The organism is Microbacterium sp. 10L49 (genome assembly GCF_056395125.1).
Genome location: NZ_JBFTIW010000005.1, coordinates 75,345 through 92,373, shown reverse-complemented (window position 1 = coordinate 92,373; position 17,029 = coordinate 75,345). Strand labels below are relative to the sequence as shown.

14 protein-coding genes are annotated in these 17,029 nt (G+C 69.6%); 6 read left to right on the top strand and 8 right to left on the bottom strand.

Annotated elements, in window-relative coordinates; genetic code table 11:
• Positions 1–64 precede the first annotated feature (64 nt).
• The 3 genes from AC1DCT_RS17950 to AC1DCT_RS17940 form a co-directional block, all read right to left on the bottom strand.
• On the bottom strand, positions 65–703 hold the full coding sequence (locus tag AC1DCT_RS17950; RefSeq protein ID WP_477430555.1) for a PadR family transcriptional regulator: 639 nt from the start codon (positions 701–703) through the stop codon (positions 65–67).
• Positions 700–1,551: a DUF4097 family beta strand repeat-containing protein gene (locus AC1DCT_RS17945; protein WP_440733094.1), complete on the bottom strand. Its 852-nt coding sequence runs from the start codon at positions 1,549–1,551 to the stop codon at positions 700–702. The genes AC1DCT_RS17950 and AC1DCT_RS17945 overlap by 4 nt, the downstream gene beginning before the upstream one ends.
• Before the next feature lie 181 nt (positions 1,552–1,732).
• Complete coding sequence (locus AC1DCT_RS17940) at positions 1,733–4,225, bottom strand: glycogen/starch/alpha-glucan phosphorylase (protein WP_477430554.1); 2,493 nt, start codon at positions 4,223–4,225, stop codon at positions 1,733–1,735.
• Between the two features lie 106 nt (positions 4,226–4,331).
• Between AC1DCT_RS17940 and AC1DCT_RS17935 the strand changes: the two genes are divergently transcribed.
• Positions 4,332–5,186, top strand: a complete 855-nt coding sequence (locus AC1DCT_RS17935; protein ID WP_477430553.1) for a MerR family transcriptional regulator — start codon at positions 4,332–4,334, stop codon at positions 5,184–5,186.
• 240 nt (positions 5,187–5,426) lie between these two features.
• On the top strand, positions 5,427–6,812 hold the full coding sequence (locus AC1DCT_RS17930) for a flavin monoamine oxidase family protein (protein WP_477430552.1): 1,386 nt from the start codon (positions 5,427–5,429) through the stop codon (positions 6,810–6,812).
• A 2-nt stretch (positions 6,813–6,814) separates the two neighbouring features.
• On the opposite strand, the gene AC1DCT_RS17925 is transcribed toward AC1DCT_RS17930, so the two are convergent.
• The gene (locus tag AC1DCT_RS17925) at positions 6,815–7,489 is read right to left on the bottom strand and encodes a Pr6Pr family membrane protein (protein WP_441977537.1); all 675 of its coding nucleotides are present in this window, start codon (positions 7,487–7,489) and stop codon (positions 6,815–6,817) included.
• A gap of 158 nt (positions 7,490–7,647) precedes the next feature.
• On the opposite strand from AC1DCT_RS17925, the gene AC1DCT_RS17920 reads away from it, so the two are divergent.
• Both AC1DCT_RS17920 and AC1DCT_RS17915 read left to right on the top strand, forming a co-directional pair.
• Entirely contained in the window at positions 7,648–8,079 is a 432-nt protein-coding gene (locus AC1DCT_RS17920; RefSeq protein WP_441977365.1) for a fluoride efflux transporter FluC, read from the top strand.
• A complete protein-coding gene (locus AC1DCT_RS17915; protein WP_477229755.1) occupies positions 8,076–8,441 on the top strand; it encodes a fluoride efflux transporter FluC in 366 nt (121 codons plus the stop codon). Before AC1DCT_RS17920 ends, AC1DCT_RS17915 begins: the two co-directional genes overlap by 4 nt.
• Positions 8,442–8,617: 176 nt before the next feature.
• Here the strand turns inward: AC1DCT_RS17915 and ddaH are convergent, their stop codons facing one another.
• Both ddaH and AC1DCT_RS17905 read right to left on the bottom strand, forming a co-directional pair.
• The gene (gene ddaH / locus AC1DCT_RS17910; RefSeq protein ID WP_440733100.1) at positions 8,618–9,379 is read right to left on the bottom strand and encodes a dimethylargininase; all 762 of its coding nucleotides are present in this window, start codon (positions 9,377–9,379) and stop codon (positions 8,618–8,620) included.
• Between the two features lie 43 nt (positions 9,380–9,422).
• Positions 9,423–10,991: a helix-turn-helix transcriptional regulator gene (locus tag AC1DCT_RS17905; RefSeq protein WP_477430551.1), complete on the bottom strand. Its 1,569-nt coding sequence runs from the start codon at positions 10,989–10,991 to the stop codon at positions 9,423–9,425.
• Between the two features lie 261 nt (positions 10,992–11,252).
• On the opposite strand from AC1DCT_RS17905, the gene AC1DCT_RS17900 reads away from it, so the two are divergent.
• Both AC1DCT_RS17900 and AC1DCT_RS17895 read left to right on the top strand, forming a co-directional pair.
• The gene (locus AC1DCT_RS17900) at positions 11,253–11,660 is read left to right on the top strand and encodes a hypothetical protein (protein WP_440733102.1); all 408 of its coding nucleotides are present in this window, start codon (positions 11,253–11,255) and stop codon (positions 11,658–11,660) included.
• A 118-nt stretch (positions 11,661–11,778) separates the two neighbouring features.
• Positions 11,779–15,156, top strand: a complete 3,378-nt coding sequence (locus tag AC1DCT_RS17895) for an efflux RND transporter permease subunit (RefSeq protein WP_477430550.1) — start codon at positions 11,779–11,781, stop codon at positions 15,154–15,156.
• 22 nt (positions 15,157–15,178) lie between these two features.
• Here AC1DCT_RS17895 and AC1DCT_RS17890 read toward each other — a convergent pair whose 3' ends face one another.
• A complete protein-coding gene (locus AC1DCT_RS17890) occupies positions 15,179–15,718 on the bottom strand; it encodes a YaeQ family protein (protein WP_477430549.1) in 540 nt (179 codons plus the stop codon).
• A gap of 26 nt (positions 15,719–15,744) precedes the next feature.
• Positions 15,745–16,845 (bottom strand): serine hydrolase domain-containing protein, encoded by a 1,101-nt coding sequence (locus AC1DCT_RS17885; RefSeq protein ID WP_477430548.1) that lies wholly within the window; start codon positions 16,843–16,845, stop codon positions 15,745–15,747.
• Positions 16,846–17,029: the final 184 nt, after the last annotated feature.

Genomic DNA, 17,029 nt, shown 5'->3' with positions numbered 1-17,029 from the left:
CGAGACAGCAGAATTGTGCTGCTGTCTCGCGACGGGGTTGCAGTCTCGCGGGGTGGGGACGTCGTCAGTGGTGAGACAGGCCCGCCAGGGTCGAGGTCACCGCGCGCGCCGCGTCGTCGAGCGCGGTGTCCAGCTGCGTCACGAGCGATGCCGGCACCGTACCGCCGCGTGCGACGTGCGTGCGCAGGTCTGTGCGCACCCTGGCCCGGAACTCGTTGATCGAGGCGTCCGCGCGGCGCAGCTCCTCACGGCTGGCGATCCGCTCGTCCGCGCGAGCGGAGGCCTCCCGGTAGGAGGAGGGCGACCCGGCGTTCTGCTCTTCGCGGGCGGCGGCGGCCAGGTCGGCGCGGAGGCTCTTCATGGCCTCCTGCACGCTCTGGCGCACCTCGTTCGCGATCAGGCGCACCGAGTCGTTCAGCCCCGCCTCGATGCCCTGCAGGTCGCCCTCGCGCGCGGTGAGCTCGGCACGGCCGGCCTCGGTGATCGCGTAGATCGTGGTGCGGCCGTCGACCGTCTTGGTGACGAGCCCCTCCTCCTCGAGCTTCGCGAGGCGCGGGTAGATCGTGCCGGCGCTCGGCGTGTACGTGCCCCCGGTGCGATCGGTCAGCGCCTGGATGATGCCGTAGCCGTGCTGCGGTGATTCCGCCAGCAGCGCGAGCAGGTACAGACGCAGATCGCCGTGGGAGAAGACCGCGGGGCTCACAGCAGGTCCTCTCCGTCGGAGGTGAACGACACCGGGGCCTCGGCGGCGTCGCGGCGCAGCACCGTGATGTCGCCGGAGACGGTGTTCACCCGCACATCGGCGAAGGATCCGGACAGCTCGCCGCGCGATCCCGTGAAGTTCGACGGGCCCGACGATCCCCGCGGAACGCCGTCGATCGTGATGCGGCCGCTCAGCGCGCGCGCCACGTAGTTCGCGGCGAGGTTCTCGTCCAGGCGCACGGTGGCGTCGCCGGAGACGCTGTTCAGCGACACGGTGTTGACGGGGCCGGTCGCGTCGATGAGCATCGCGCCCGAGACGCTGTCGATCGTGGCCTTGCGCACCTCGCCGGTCAGCGCGACGCTGCCCGAGACGGTGTTCGCCATGGCCGTGCCCGCCAGGCCTCGCACCTGCACGTCGCCCGAAACGGTGTTCACGTTCAGGTCGCCGGTGTGGGTGTCGACGATGAGGTCGCCGGAGACGGTGTTGAGCCGCGCGTCCTCGGTGAGGCCGGAGACGAGCGCTCCCGCGCTCACCACGCCCAGGGTGAGGGCGATGTCGCGGGGGACCGCGACGCTGATCTCGGCCTTGGGGCCGCCGGCGCCGAAGTTGCGGAACACCTCGAGGAAGTTGTCCCAGCCGATCTGCGGATGGTCGATCTCGATCTGAGTGCCGTCGGATTCGACGCGCAGGTCCTTGACGGTGACGTTGTGCACCTCGATCCGGATGCCCGGCTCGTCGTGCGCGATGACGTCCACCTGTCCGCCGACGAGTCCGATCTTGAGCTTCGACGCGCGCTCGATGTCGATCACGCGCTCCTGCCCGGGGGCGATGAGCCACTTCTCGGTCATGTCTGTTCTCCTGAGTTGGGGGATCTCGAGTCTTCAGCTCGAGATATATCGTGTTTGAGAGCATAACACGATATATCTCGATCGCGTCAAGACTCTTTCCTGGGAGTTTCGGAGCGCGCACATGGCTGCATCCGAGGAAGGGATGCAGCCATGTGCGCGCTTCGAAACGAAGAAGCCGGCCTCAGCTCGTCGGCGGCGTGTGCCAGATGCGGTCGATGTAGTCGCGGATCGAGCGGTCGGAGGAGAAGAAGCCGCACCGGGCGACGTTGAGGATCGCGGAGCGGGTCCATGCGTCCTGGTCGGCATAGGCGGCGTCCACGCGCTCCTGCGCCGACATGTAGGCGGCGAAGTCGGCGAGCACCATGAACCGGTCCTCGTACAGCAGGTTCGACACGATCGGCTCGAAGACCGAGCGGTCACCACCGGAGAAAGCGCCGGACGCGATGAGATCGATGGCGCGGCGCAGGTCGGCGTCGGCCTGGTAGAACTCGCTCGGCTGGTAGCCGCGCGCCGAGAGCGCCTCGACGTCGGGCTCGGTCATGCCGAACAGGAAGAAGTTCTCGTCGCCGACGAGCTCGCGGATCTCGACGTTCGCGCCGTCGTCGGTGCCGATCGTGAGCGCGCCGTTGAGCGCGAACTTCATATTGCCGGTGCCCGAGGCCTCCTTGCCCGCCAGCGAGATCTGCTCGCTGAGGTCGGCGGCGGGGATCACGCTCTCCGCGAGCGTGACGTTGTAGTTCGGCGGGAACAGCACCTGCAGGCGGCCTTCGAGCCTCGGATCCGTGTTGACGACGGATCCGACCGCGTTGATGAGGTGGATGATCCGCTTGGCCATCGCGTAGCCGGGGGCGGCCTTCGCGCCGAACAGCGCGGTGCGCGGAGTGAGTTCGGCGAGCGGGATCCGCCCCGAGATGACCCCCTCGTACGAGCTCACGATGTGCAGCACCTTCAGCAGCTGCCGCTTGTACTCGTGCAGGCGCTTGACCATCACGTCCACGAGGTGCCCGTCGCCGACCGTCATCCCGTCCCGGGCCAGCAGCACATCGTTCAGGTGCCGTTTGTTGGCGACCTTCACCGCGGCGAACGCGGTGCGGAACCCGGGATCGTCGGCGAGGGGCTCGAGCTCGCGCAGCCGCTCCAGATCCGTGACCCAGCCGTCGCCGATCGCCTCGGTGATGAGCGAGGAGAGCCCGGGGTTCGCGAGCCGCAGGAAGCGGCGGGGCGTGACCCCGTTCGTGACGTTGGTGAACTTGTCCGGGAAGAACTCGGCGAATGCGGGCAGCACCTTGTCGCGCAGCAGTTGCGAGTGCAGCTCGGCGACCCCGTTCACGCGCGCGCCTGCCACGGTGGCGAGGTAGGCCATGCGCACGGAGCGCTCGGGGAACTCCGCGATGATCGACATGTTGCGGATCCGCATCTCGTCGTCGCCGAAACGGGCACGCACCGCGGCGAGGAACTCGTCGTTGATCCGGTAGATGATCTCGAGGTGCCGCGGCAGCAACCGGCCCAGCAGCTCGACGGACCAGACCTCGAGGGCCTCCGGCAGCAGGGTGTGACAGGTGTACGCGAAGCACTTCTGAGCGATGGTCCAGGCGTCGTCCCAGGGCATGCCGCGTTCGTCGACCAGCACGCGCAGCAGTTCGGGGACCGCGATCACCGGGTGCGTGTCGTTCAACTGGAAGATCACGCGATCGGGCAGGTGTGCGAGGTCGAAGTCCACCGGCAGGCGATCCAGGAAGTCGGCGATGGATGCGGCGACGAAGAAGTACTGCTGCTGCAGGCGCAGCTCCTTGCCCTGCGGAGTGGAGTCCTCGGGATAGAGCACCTTCGAGATGTTCTCCGCATAGGTCTGCGCCCGCACGGCCTGCTCGTAGTCGCCGGAGTTGAAGATGCGCAGATCGAACGCGTCGGTGGCGACCGCACTCCACAGCCGCAGGGTGTTCACGCGGCCGTTGTGGAAGCCCGGAACCATGTAGTTGTAGGGCACGGCGCGCACGGTCCAGGCCGGGATCCAGCGCGAACGGGGAGTGCCGTCGTCGTCATACGTCTCGGTATGCCCGCCGAAGGCGATCGTCTGCGCCTGCTCGGGGTGCGGGAACTCCCATGGCGAGCCGAGCGCGAGCCAGGCGTCGGGCTGCTCGACCTGCTGGCCGTCCTCGAAGGTCTGCCGGAAGATCCCGTACTCGTAGCGGATCCCGTATCCGGTGCTCGGTACGCCGAGGGTGGCGAGCGAGTCGACGAAGCAGGCGGCGAGGCGCCCGAGTCCGCCGTTGCCGAGCCCTGGCTCGATCTCGTGCGCGCGCAGTTCGTCGATGTCGATCCCGCACGCGGCGAGGGCCTCGGCCGCGACCTCGGACAAGCCGGTCGCGATCAGGTCGTTGTCGAGCTGGCGGCCGAGCAGGTATTCGGCGGAGAGGTAGCACACGCTCTTCGCCTGGCTCTCCTGCTGCCGGCGCTGATCCTCGAGCCAGCGGGCCATCAGGTAATCGCGCACCGTGCAGGCGAGGGCAAGATACCGGTCGTTCACGCTGGATGCGGAGAGCGTCACGCCGCCGTCGAAGTTCAGATTGTGCAGGAACTCCTCGACGAACCCGTCGACGGTGAGCGGCGGGGCGATCACCGGAGCGAGTGCGAGCGGGTGCGTGGCGTTGAGCGGGTGCGCGTCGGGGGTCACGGGATGAACGTACCGTGACCGACCTCGGCGTCGACAAGGATCCCGCTTGACATTAACGCAACGTCAACTTCTACGGTGGTCATATCGACGACCGAAGGAGGATCCCATGGCGCATCGGGACTGGTCGATCCAGGAGATCGCGCGGCTGACCGGCACCACGAGCCGCACCCTGCGGCACTACGACGACATCGGCCTGCTGCCGCCGACGCGGGTCGCCTCGAACGGCTACCGGCACTACGACCAGGGGGCGCTCCTGCGCCTGCAGCGCATCCTGCTCCTGCGCGAGCTGGGGCTGGGGCTGCCGGCGATCGCCCAGGTCGTCGGAGAGGGCGTGCCGGCATCCGACGGGGCCGGATCCGGTCGGTCGGCGAACGCCGCGATCGAGGTGGACGCCCTCGAGAAGCACCTCGCGCTGCTGCGCGCGGAGCAGACCAGGCTGGCGCGGCAGATCGCGTCGGTCGAGAACACCATCACCACCCTCAGAGAAGGAGGAGCACTCATGCCTGACGACATGTTCGACGGCTTCGATCACACCCAGTACAAGGACGAGGTCGAGACCCGCTGGGGTAAGAAGGCCTACGCCGACAGCGACCGCTGGTGGCGTGGGCTGAGCGATGACGAGAAGGCCGCGTGGAAGCAGCGCGTCGCCGACCTCGGCGCCGACTGGATCGCGCTCGCCGAAGCGGGAGCGGATCCGGCATCGCCCGAGGCGCAGGACGTGGCGCGCCGCCACGTCGACTGGCTCACCGGCATCCCTGGCACGCCCGCGTACGGGGCCTCCGGCGACCGCAAGGCGTACGTCATCGGCCTCGGTGAGATGTACGTGGCGGATCCGCGCTTCGGCGCGAACTACGCCACCGGTGCGGACCGGTCCGCCGCCGCCGCGCAGGGAGCCACCGGCACCGCCGGCGCGGAGTTCGTCCGCGACGCCCTGCGCATCTACGCGGAGGCGAACCTGTAACCGGAACAGGATCCGGATCCGGAAGCGGCTCCGCGGTCGCGTCAAAGAAGGAAAACGCTGCTCGGAACCATGTCCGAGCAGCGTTTTCCTTCTCTGAGGAGGATGAGGCCTCGCCAGGAGATGGATTTCGGCGCTCCAGGGTCGTCCGGAGCGACGTCATCCATCTTTCGGCGTCAGCGCCTGGTCCTAGCCCGGGTCCCACGGCGGCCTCTCCGGCACCCGGGATAGGCTGGCACCACGATGGGCATCTCGCGGCGAACCCTGCTCGTCGGTGCCGGAGCCGGTGCCGTCGCGGTGGTGCTCGCGGCCTGCACGCCCGAGCCGCAGCCCACGAAGACCCCGACGACCGCCCCTCCCTCGCCGATGCCGAGCGTGCCGCCCGGCGCCGCACCGGAGCCGACGGCGTGGATGCGCAGCACCTGGTCGACGGACGCATACTCCCGCGGTGCGATGAGCTACCTGCCGGCCGGGGCGACGCCGCAGCTGCGCAAGGATCTCGCCGAGCCGATCGGTGACCGCGTGTTCCTCGCCGGTGAGACGACGGATCCGGATCATCCCGGAACCGTCCCGGGCGCGATCGACTCGGGTCAGCGGGCCGCGGCCCTGCTCATCGACGCGTCCACGAGCGGCGAGCGCGTCGCCGTCGTCGGTGCGGGCGCCGCCGGAGCCGCCGCCGCCCGTGCGCTCACCGATGCAGGGCGCACGGTGACCGTGCTCGAGGCGCGCGAGCGCACCGGGGGACGGATCCATTCGATCGCGGACAAGAAATGGCCGATCCCGGTGCAGCTGGGGGCGTGGCTGTCGGCGGGCGAGGAGGCGGGCACCCTGGGCGGTGAGCTGGCCGCCCAGGGCATCCACCGGCTGACGTTCGGCACGCCCACAGGCTGGTCGAAGGACGGCGCAGCGCCCGCCCTCGACGGGGGACCGCTGCGGCACGCGATCGAGCAGGCGGCGAACGCGCCGGCCGACGCGTCGATCGACGCCGCGCTCCGGGCCGCCGGCGCCGACCCGGCCGATCCGGCGCTCGCCGCGGCTCTCGCCTGGCTGCAGGCGACCACGGGTGCCGACGCGGAGAAGGCGTCGAGCTGGTTCCCGCCGACGTTCGTCCCTGACGGGCTCGTGGGCGCTGATGGAGATGTCGCCGCGCTCGTGAACACGCCGCTTGACGGCATCAAGGTCACGCTCGCCTCACCGGTGACGCGCATCGCCTACGACGACTCGGGGGTGAGCCTGCGCCTGGGCACCGGCGAGTCGCTGTCCTTCGATCGCGTGGTCGTCACGGTCCCGCTCGGGGTGCTGCAGCACGGGGCGATCGAGTTCGCCCCGCCGCTGCCGTTCACGCATCGTGGTGCGATCGCGGCGCTCGCCTCGGGATACGTGGAGACGGTGTGGGTGCAGTTCGACGAGGCGTTCTGGAAGGTCGATGCCGACCTCTGGCACGTCGTCGGGGGCGACGGCCCGATCCGCACCTGGCTGAACCTCCAGCCGGTCACCGGCCGGCCCGTGCTCGTCGGTCTCGTCGGCGGGCCAGAGGCCGAGGCCTTCGCGAAGCTCGGAGACGGCGACGCGGAGTCCGCCGTGCGCGAGTCGCTGCGATTCTTCGTCTCGGCGACGCCGACGCCCTGATCTCAGGCCGGATCCGGGTCGTCCCCGTCCGCTTTCGGAGTGCCGCGCAGATCCGTCCGCGCCGTGGTGCGCAGCCGGCTCAGGGCGACCAGGGCGCTCGCGACCAGGGCGAAGATCGCCAGAGCGATGACGCAGGTGACGATCATCTCGGGCAGCCCCGACACCTGACGCGGATCCAGGAAGTAGTACGGATACCAGCCGACCAGGCCGCCGCGCCAGATCGTGAACACGCCCCAGGCGACGGGGTAGAGGAGCACGTACGGCACGATCTGCCAGGAGGCCGCGCGCCGGCCGGGGCCGAAGACCCAGGCGACGACGGTCCACGCCGGAAGCACGAAATGCAGCACCACGTCGGACCACGGCACCCAGATCGGGATGCCGTGCAGGCCCGCCTGCCACACGATCAGGGCGAACGCGAGACCGGCGGTGATGGTCCAGCTGAGCACGACCGCACGTGCGGTGGTGAGCCAGGCGGGATCCTCCGGCGTGCGCAGCGCGATGATCCCTGCGATCAGGGCGAGGACGGCGAACGCGATGTTCGACTCGATCGTGAGGTACGCGAGGAAGTTCTGGCCGGCGATGGTCTGCGAGCCCAGGCCCCAGAACAGGCGGTCCACGAGGGCGACTCCGCACACGGCCGCGGTGAGCAGACGCGACCAGCCGAAGGCGATCCTCATGGTCACGCGCGCATCGTCCTCCTCGGCCGGCTCGGCGGGGGCGGTCCCTCGGGCAGGGCCGCCGCCACCCGGCCGAGTCTACGGAACCGGCCTGGAAGCGGGGCGATCCGCGTGCCGTCGGACGAGCCCGCCGAGACGCCGGGTCTAGGCTGACGGGCGTGAACTCGCCCGTCCCCCTCCGCCTCGCGCTCGTCGTCGCGGGGGGCGTGGTCGGCACCGCCGCGCGCCTGGGACTCGGACTCGCCCTCCCCGTGCCGAGCGGTCACGGGCTGGCCGCCGTGCCGTGGGCCACGCTCATCGCGAACCTCGTGGGCGCCTTCCTCATCGGCGTGCTCGCCGCGCGGCTGCCCGGCTCGCATGCGGTGCGGGTGCTGCTGGGCACCGGCGTGCTCGGCGGGTTCACCACCTACAGCGCGTTCGCCGTCGGCACGGTGACGCTGTGGCATGCCCAGCCGTGGCTCGCTTCGGCGTACGCGATCGGCAGCGTCGCACTCGGCATCGGGGCCGCGGCCCTCGGTCTCGATCTCGGCCGGCCGGGCCGCTGGCGCGGGAGGCGCCCCCGCGCCTCGCACACGCAGGCGCGCGGATGACCCCGCTGGTCTTCCTGTACGCCGCGCTCGCCGGGGGTGTCGGAGCGGGTCTGCGCTACCTCGTCGATCTCGGCGTGGCTCGGCTCGTCGGCACGCGCTTCCCGTGGGGCGTGCTGGTGATCAACGTGACCGGATCCTTCGTGCTCGGTGTCGTCAGCGGCGGGTTCCCCGGCGCAGCCTTCATCGTCGGCGCGGGCCTGCTCGGCGGCTACACCACGTTCAGCACGGCGATGCTCGACACGGTCGCGCTGTGGCGGGACGGATCCTCGCGCGCCGGCGCCTTCAACGCCGTCGGGATGCTGCTGCTCGGGATCCTCGCCGCTGTCGGCGGGCTCGCACTCGGCGCGGCTCTCGCCGCCTGAGCTCCGGCCACCCGGATACGCGCTGCCACGATCAGCACACGATGCGACGATCAGCACACGGATCCCGTCACCACGCGTGCGAATCGTTGCATGCTGTGCTGATCGTCGCACCGTGACGGACGTAGTCGCAGTCGTGGATTCAGTCGCTGCCGCCGCCGCAGCCCGCAGCCGCGGTTTCAGTCGCGCACGCGCACCGACAGGCAGGTGACGCAGCCCTCGAGCTTCTCGAACTCGGAGACGGGGGTCTCGATCACCGTGAGGCCGCGGTCGCGGAACAGCTGCGCGCTCTGCGGGGCGTCGGCCGACATGAGCACCGTGTTCTCGTCGAGCACGACGACGGCGGTGCCATGCTCCTCCGGGACGGCCAGGAACTCGGGGTAGATCGACGGGTCGTCGACGAGCGGGGGATAGCCGATCACGGTGCCGTCGGGCAGAGCAGTGACGCCGCTCTTCAGGTGCAGCACCTTGGTGACCTCGACCGGCACGACGGTCCAGCCGCGCGGGGCGAGCAGCGTATCCATCTGCCGGATGCCCTCGGCGTTCGTGCGCAGGGTCTGCCCGACGTAGACCGTGCGGCCGACCTTGAGCACGTCTCCGCCGTCGAGGGTGCCGGGCGCCTCGACCTCGGCGTAGTCGATGCCCGCCTTCTCGAGGGCCGCGCGAGTCGTGTCGATCTCGCCGCGCCGCGAGTCCGCGCCGGGCCGGGTGAGCAGCGCGATGTCGCCGAACATGACCACGGTGTCCTCGACGAACACGCCGTCGGCGTGCGCGTCGTCCGGATCGATGTCGATCACGTCCCAACCGCGGGATCGGTACACCTCGACGTATGCCTCCCACTGGCGCTGTGCGAGCTCGGGATCCACGGGGACCCGCTCGATGTGCGTGAGCTCGCCTTCGGCGAGGCGGGGCGAGGGGCGGCGGACGAGAAGACGGGACATCGTCCCAGACTAGACGCGGCGGTTCACCCGGCGGGGCCCGGTTTCACGGCCGGAGCGGTGACGGCTGCGGCAGATGCCAGAGGTATCCGGACTCGGTGGCAAGGGCGACCGCTTCCGCGGCCGATGATGCCCCGAGTTTGCGATACAGCGAACGCTGGTGGGTCTTGACCGTGTTGACCGAGCGGAAGAGGTCCCGTGCGATGTCCGGTCTGGTCATCCCGCGCGCCAGCCGGGTCAGCACTTCGAGCTCCGGCCGCGTGAGCGTCGGTTTCTCGAGCACGCCCGCCCGGTCGAAGGAGAAGCCCTCCGGCAGCAGCTCGGGGACGAGATCGGCGACCACCCCGAGGACACCCGGCGCCAGGGTGTCGAGCACCGAGATCTCGTAGGGGCTGCATCGACGCGCGCTGACCGGGAGCAGAGCAATCGTGGCGGACGCCCTTCCTGAGTCGCCGCTCAGATAGTGCGCGAGCGCCGAGACCAGGTATCGCTGCCGGTCGGCCTGCAGAAGCCCGGCCGTCGCGTCGGCCGCGGCCTCGAGGCTGTCCAGCGCGCGGCGAGGCGCGCCGGATCCGATGTCGATCAGCGCGCGCACCACGGTGGCTATCCAGTGATCCTCCTGGACGTCGCGGATCTCGGCCTGCGCCCGGGGGAGGTCGCCGTTCAGGAGCGAGTCCAGCGCGAGCATGAGGGGCAGCGTCGAGCCGATGAGCCCTGTGCCATCTCGTCCGAACCCGGCGTTCGCCATCGCCTCCATGCGAGAGCGCGCCGCATCGCGACGGCCCGTGATGGAGCCCCATGCGTGCAGGGCGATCACCGCGAACGGCCACAGCTCACCCAGATCCGAATACGTCAGGGTCAGCAGAGCGGAGAAGGCCTCGTCGAGATCCTCCGACGCGACCATGATCTCGACCAGCCGCTGATCGCCATCCAGCCGGCTCTCCACCCAGCTCGTGGTGCGCGGCACCTCTGCGGACTGCTGCAGATGGGATCGAGCGACACAGGTATTGCCGTAGTGCTGGTGGATGAGCGCTGCCCGCAGGTGCGCTCTGCGGGCGAAGAACTCCATATCGCCCGTCCGCGGTGCTGCGGCCAGCTCCTCGAACAGGGCCAGCGCGTCCCGCAGACGTCCGGCGAGGAGCGCCGACTCCGCGGTCTGCATCAGAACGAACGCCAGAGCGGGGTCGGTGGGGCCGATGCCGGTGCGGGAAGCTCCGGCGACGTTCTCGCGAAGGCTCGAGAGCAGCTCGAACGCACCGACAGGATCCCCGGCGACCCGTCGCCGTGCTGCCTCGAAGATCGACGCGCGGCGGTGATGATTCGCCGGCACCGGTCCGCGCCGACGCGGCATCCGGAAGGTCGCGTCGTCCGGCGCCAGGGCGCGCGAGAGAAGAGAGACCGTGGGGCTCAGGTGATGCGCCTCAGGAGAGAGCCGGTCCAGGAGCGTCCGGAGCTGGTAGGGCGGCAGCGAGTACCAGAGCTCGATCGGCCAGATCTCCACGAGCGCGGCGGCGTCCGCATCTCGGCTCGACAACACCGCATCGATGAACCGCTCCCCGATATCCACGCTCGTCCCCACGAATCCCCCGCGCCGGCACCCGGCCGGCAGGTGCATGCGCCTGCATGCTTCAACCATCTGCCACGCTACGGGTTCACATGCTCCGGCGCTCACCCGGGTGGGTGAGTGAGGGGGTGATTCTGCGCCGGATGACGCGACTGGCGCTCTCGCGGGGTGAACGTGGTGAGTGCGGACGGCGCACCCGAGCGCCGTCCGCTCGCGCCTGGGGCTGCGCGTCCGCATGCCCGCGCGCAATCGCATCCATGCCCGCGCCGCACCTCCGTGCGCCCGCGGGCCACGTCATCAGGGGAGAGAACCATGTCCGAGCAGAACACCGAGGCCCGCAGTACGTTGAGCCGCCGCACCGTCATCAAGGGAGCAGCCTGGAGCATCCCCGTGATCGCGGCGGTCACGGCGGTGCCCCTCGCGGCCGCGTCGACGAACGGTGCCGCCGACGACGTGGTGACCTGCGGGAGCGCTGCGGCCGGCGACAACGGCAGCTACACGGTCGACGGCGAGCGCGTCATCGTCAGCTACGACAGCGCCCCTGACATCTACGAGCTCAACGCCCATTTCGTCGACGGCACCTCGGCCTCGTATGGCACCAACTACGCCACCGCTCCCGCGCAGGGCTCACGCCGGTGGAGTGTGGAGACCGGCAAGCGGGTGTCCTGGGTGCAGGTGCACTCCTTCAACACGCACTATCAGAACGGCGTCTGCCAGTAGCCCGCGGCCGGGATCCCGGCGCTGCAGGGTGCCGGGATCCTGTGACGGGAGCGAGACATCGGCGCTCTAGACTCTGGCCTGTACGCCGGATCCCGCCCCGGAGTACGAAGGGGGACCCGTGTCGAAGCTCGCCGTCCTGAGCCTGCGCAACCGCGCCCTGATCGCGCTCATCACGATCGTGGCCGCCGTGTTCGGCGGCCTCGCGCTCACGAACCTGAAGCAGGAGCTGATCCCGTCGATCGAGTTCCCGCAGCTCGCGATCGTCGCCAGCTACCCCGGCGCCTCGCCCGAGGTCGTCGAGCACGACGTGTCGACCCCGATCGAGACGGCGATCCAGGGCGTCCCTGGCCTCGATACCTCGACCGCCACGAGCACGACGAACTCCTCCGTGATCCAGGCGTCCTTCGCCTACGGGACCAACCTCGCGACGGCCGAGCAGAAGATCAACCAGGCGATCGGTCGGATCAAGTCCCAGCTGCCCGATGGCGTGGATCCGCAGGTCATCACGGCGTCGATCGACGACTTCCCCGTGATCCAGGTCGCGGTCACCGGCTTCTCCAACGCCGAGGCGGCGCAGCAGCGCCTCACGAACACGATCATCCCGAAGATCGAGCGGCTCAAGGGCGTGAACGCGGCGTCGCTCGTCGGCGGGCAGGGCAAGCGGCTCACGATCACCCCCGACACCACCGCCCTGCTTGGGGCGGGGCTGACCTCGAGCGCGATCAAGGACGCGCTGCAGCAGAACGGCACTCTGTTCCCGGGCGGGTCCATCACGGAGGACGAGAACACGCTCACCGTGCAGACCGGTGAGAAGCTCACCAGCGTCGAGCAGGTGCAGGCGATCCCCTTGGTCGGCGCGGCGACGCCCGGCGTCACCGTCGGATCCGTCGCAAAGGTCTCGATCGACGGGAATCCGGTCACCTCGCTCTCCCGGGTCGACGGCAAGACCGCCCTCACGATCGCGGTCACGAAGCTGCCCTCGGCCAACACGGTGGACGTGTCGAAGGCCGTCACCGCCCTCATCCCCGAGCTCAAGAAGGACCTGCCCGGGGCGACCTTCACGACCGTGTTCGATCAGGCGCCGTTCATCCAGCAGTCGATCGAGTCGCTCGCCCAGGAGGGTCTGCTCGGGCTCGTCTTCGCCGTGCTGGTGATCCTGATCTTCCTGCTCTCCGTGCGCTCGACGCTCGTCACCGCGATCTCGATCCCGACCAGCGTGCTCATCACGTTCATCGGCATACAGGCGTTCGGCTACTCGCTCAACATCCTCACACTCGGCGCGCTCACGATCGCGATCGGCCGCGTAGTAGACGACTCGATCGTCGTGATCGAGAACATCAAGCGGCATTATGTGCAGGGCGCCGACAAGAAGACCGCGATCCTGAGCGCGGTGCGCGAGGTGGCGACGGCGGTCACCGCCTCGACCATCACCACGGTCGCCGTGTTCCTTCCGATCGCGTTCGTCGGCGACATGACCGGCGAGCTGTTCCGGCCGTTCGCGCTCACCGTGACGATCGCGATGGCGGCGTCGCTGCTCGTCGCTCTCACCATCGTGCCGGTGCTGGCCTACTGGTTCCTGCGCCCGGGCAAGCCGCTGCTCGGCGCAGACGGCCATGCGATCGACCCCGAGCATGAGGACGCCCCGCCGACTCGCCTGCAGAAGGCGTACCTGCCGATCCTGCGCTGGACGCTGAAGCACTCCTGGATCACCGTGCTGCTCGCCGTCGTCGTGCTCGTCGGCACCCTCGCCGCGGCTCCCCTCATGAAGGTCAACTTCCTCGGATCCAGCGGGCAGAACACCTTTCGCATGACGCAGTCGCTGGGCCAGGCGCCCAGCCTCGACGCCGAGGACAAGGCGGCGCAGAAGGTCGAGGAGGCGATCAAGGACATCCACGGCATCAAGACCGTGCAGGTCTCGATCGGTTCGAGCGGATCCGCCCTGCGGGATGCCTTCTCCGGCGGCGGATCCGGCATCACCTACTCGATCACGACCGATCCGTCGGCGGACCAGGACACTGTGCAGGCCGATGTCCGCGCGGCTGTGAAGAAGCTCGACGGCGTCGGCGACATCACGATCGCCGCGTCGGAGGGTTTCGGATCCAGTGACATCCAGGTGAAGATCACCGCGCCGGACGAGAAGACTCTGACGAGTGCGGCCGACGCGCTCGTGAAGGAGCTCAAGGGCTCGGCGGGCGTGAACCAGGTCTCCAGCAACCTCTCCGCATCGCTGCCGTACATCTCCGTGCAGGTCGACCGCGCGGATGCCGCGAAGGCGGGACTCAGCGAGGTCGCGGTCGGCGGCATCGTCTCGCAGGCGATGCGTCCGCAGCAGATCGGATCCGTGGAGATCGACGGATCCTCGCTCACCGTCTACCTGCAGAGTGCGAACCCGCCGACCACGGTCGACGCGCTCAAGGCGCTGACCATCCCGAGCCGGACAGGGCTCCTCCGCCTGGACCAGATCGCGACGGTGCAGCAGAGCGAGAGCCCGGCGTCGGTCACGACTCAGCGCGGGCAGCGCACCGCGACCGTCTCGGTCACCCCGAAGGGCAACGACCTCGCGAGCGCCTCGGCATCCGTGTCGAAGGCGATCACCAACGCCAAGCTGCCCTCCGGAGCGGACGCGTCCCTCGGCGGCGTGGTCACGCAGCAGCAGGATGCGTTCGGTCAGCTCGGGCTCGCGATGCTCGCAGCGATCCTCATCGTCTACATCGTGATGGTCGCGACGTTCAAGTCGCTGCGTCAGCCGATCCTGCTGCTGAGCTCGGTGCCGTTCGCGGCGACCGGTGCGATCCTGCTGCAGATCGCCACCGGCGTGCCGCTCGGCGTCGCCTCCCTCATCGGCGTGCTCATGCTCATCGGCATCGTGGTGACCAACGCGATCGTGCTCGTGGACCTCGTGAACCAGTATCGCGAGAAGGGCATGAACGCGCACGACGCGACCATCGCGGGCGGGTCCCGGCGTCTGCGCCCGATCCTGATGACCGCGCTCGCCACGATCTGCGCGCTCACCCCGATGGCGCTCGGGATCACTGGCCACGGCGGATTCATCTCGCAGCCGCTCGCGATCGTCGTGATCGGCGGCCTGGTGTCGTCGACCGTGCTGACCCTGCTGGTGTTGCCCACGCTGTACAACCTCGTCGAGGGGGCCAGGGAGCGCCGGGCGGCCAAGCGTGCGGCGAAGGCCGGCGGGTCGCAGGGTGGCACGGACACGTCGGATCCGGGCGCCCCCACGGTGCCGGAAGCGCCGTCGGGCGGCACGTCTGCGGCGGCAGCGGAGCGGGCGAGCGAGCCGGCCACCGTCACGGACGCGGCATCGAACGAAGCACCCGCCGAGGAGAGTTCTGCCGGGGCTGCGGAGGTGGCTCCATCGGAGCCTCCGACCTCGACCTCGCAGCTGTCCGCGATCGCGGCGGCCTACGTCGAGGGTGCCGAGTCTCCCGCGCATCACCCGACCAGGCGCGAGCTGCGCGAGCACGGCCTGTCGGACGCTTGAGCCCGCAGCGCCGGGCGCGACCTCAGCCGAGCTCGTGCTCGTGGATCGCGGTCGTCAGGGACGTGCCGTTCAGATCGAGGTAGAGCGTGCGCTCGGTGACGGTCATCGTGACCGTGTTGCGGCGCTCGAGCAGCGGCACCGCGGACTCGATGAAGCCCGGGTCGAAGCTGTAGACGCGGATGTGCTCGGAGCGGTGGATCCGCTTGCCCTCCCAGGGCGCCATGACCTTGGCCGGGTCGCGGTGCGTGTACACGACGGTGCGCTCGGCCAGGCGGCTTCCGTAATGCAGGCGCTCGGCATCGGGGGCGCCGACCTCGATCCAGCCGGTGGTGCGCCCGGTGAGGTCGCGCACGACCACGGCGGGCTCCTCCGTGCTGGAGAGCCCCTCGCTGAAGGCGATGCCCTCGGCGAACTCCAGCCCGTAGGCGAGCAACCGGGTCAGCATGTAGGCGTCGGTTTCGGACGGGTGCCGCGCGACGCGCAGCGAGTAGTCCTCGTAGACGTCGCGGTCGGTGTCCGCCAGCTGCACGTCGAACGTGTGGATCGTCGCCCCGATAGCCATAGACGTCCCACCTTACGCGGCCGGGCTCAGGGGGCTCCCTCGACGGCTCGTCCGAGGGCTGCGGCCACGGCGTAGAAGATCGAGTCCGCGGGGGTGATCCCGGCGGCCCCCACGGGATGATCGCCGTTGACCTCGACGACCACCGTCGTGTCCGTGCGGGTGTCGTAGTACAGCGCCGTGTTGTATCCGGGCACCTGTCCGTTGTGACCGAGCCAGCCCTGCACGCAGTTCAGCCCGATGCCGTATCCCGCCGGGGTGGGGAAGGAGGAAAGACGCGCGATCTGCGCATCCCGGGGGAGCAGGTCCTGTCCGGTGCCGAGGGCGCGGCCGTACACGAGCAGGTCGTCGACGGTGCTGACGATCTCGCCGGAGGCGCCCGCCTGGGACACGTTCCATGCGGTGGAGTCCCGTGTCGGCGCGTTTCCGCTGATGGCGTCGTCGACGATTCCGAGGCTGGTGTATCCGTGCGCGTGCGGCTCGGGCAGGACGGCGGAGGCCAGCGGGTACGAGGTGTGGGTCAGCCGGAGCGGATCGAGGATCCTCCGCTGAAGCTCCTCGGCGAGAGGGTGCCCGGTGATCTTCTCGATGACCTCCCCGAGCAGCACGGTGTTGGTGTTGGAGTAGTGGAACTCGGCGCCGGGTGCCGAGGTGCGCGGCATCGCGAACGCCGTCGCCAGCCGCTGATCGACTGTCCAGATGATGCTGTAGTCGGTCAGGTACAGCTTCATGAACTCGAGATCGTCGGTGTAGTTGGCGATGCCGCTGGTCATGTTCGCCAGCTCGAGGATCGTGATCTCGGATCCGTGCGGCACATTCGGCACGTAGTCGCTGATCGGATCGCTCAAAGACAGCTTCTTCTGCGAGACCAGCTGCATGATCACCGTGGTCGTGAACGTCTTCGTCACCGATCCGATGCGGTGGTAGACGTCGGGGGTCAGGGGTTCCTTCGTCGTCAGGTCCGAGACGCCGTAGGCGCTGACCCAGGTGCCCTGCGGGGAGCGCACCGCGACGACCGCGCCGGGCGCAGCCGTCGCGGCGAACGCCGCAGCGGCCGCGGCGTCGAGCGACGTGGACTGCGCCGACGGCAGCTTCCCGGTGGCCGCGGCGACTTGCGTACGGTCGATCACTGATCCGGGATCCGGGACGCACGCCGAGGGATCGACCGCAGGTGAAGACGGTGGACGGGTGGAGGGCGATGGCGTCGTCCCGTTCGCGGTGCACCCGGTCACGGTGAGCAGGGCGCCCACCAGCACCGCCAGGAGAGCTGCGCGCCCGTGATGGTGGAGTCGTGGTGCCCTGGCGTGCAGGTGC

Bases quoted from the DNA above. Each gene is read 5' to 3' on its own strand.
- AC1DCT_RS17945 (WP_440733094.1), bottom strand. From the start codon at position 1,551: ATGACCGAGAAGTGGCTCATCGCCCCCGGGCAGGAGCGCGTGATCGAC.
- AC1DCT_RS17935 (WP_477430553.1), top strand. From the start codon at position 4,332: ATGGCGCATCGGGACTGGTCGATCCAGGAGATCGCGCGGCTGACCGGC.
- AC1DCT_RS17930 (WP_477430552.1), top strand. From the start codon at position 5,427: ATGGGCATCTCGCGGCGAACCCTGCTCGTCGGTGCCGGAGCCGGTGCC.
- AC1DCT_RS17925 (WP_441977537.1), bottom strand. From the start codon at position 7,489: ATGAGGATCGCCTTCGGCTGGTCGCGTCTGCTCACCGCGGCCGTGTGC.
- AC1DCT_RS17915 (WP_477229755.1), top strand. From the start codon at position 8,076: ATGACCCCGCTGGTCTTCCTGTACGCCGCGCTCGCCGGGGGTGTCGGA.
- ddaH (WP_440733100.1), bottom strand. From the start codon at position 9,379: ATGTCCCGTCTTCTCGTCCGCCGCCCCTCGCCCCGCCTCGCCGAAGGC.
- AC1DCT_RS17905 (WP_477430551.1), bottom strand. From the start codon at position 10,991: ATGCACCTGCCGGCCGGGTGCCGGCGCGGGGGATTCGTGGGGACGAGC.
- AC1DCT_RS17900 (WP_440733102.1), top strand. From the start codon at position 11,253: ATGTCCGAGCAGAACACCGAGGCCCGCAGTACGTTGAGCCGCCGCACC.
- AC1DCT_RS17890 (WP_477430549.1), bottom strand. From the start codon at position 15,718: ATGGCTATCGGGGCGACGATCCACACGTTCGACGTGCAGCTGGCGGAC.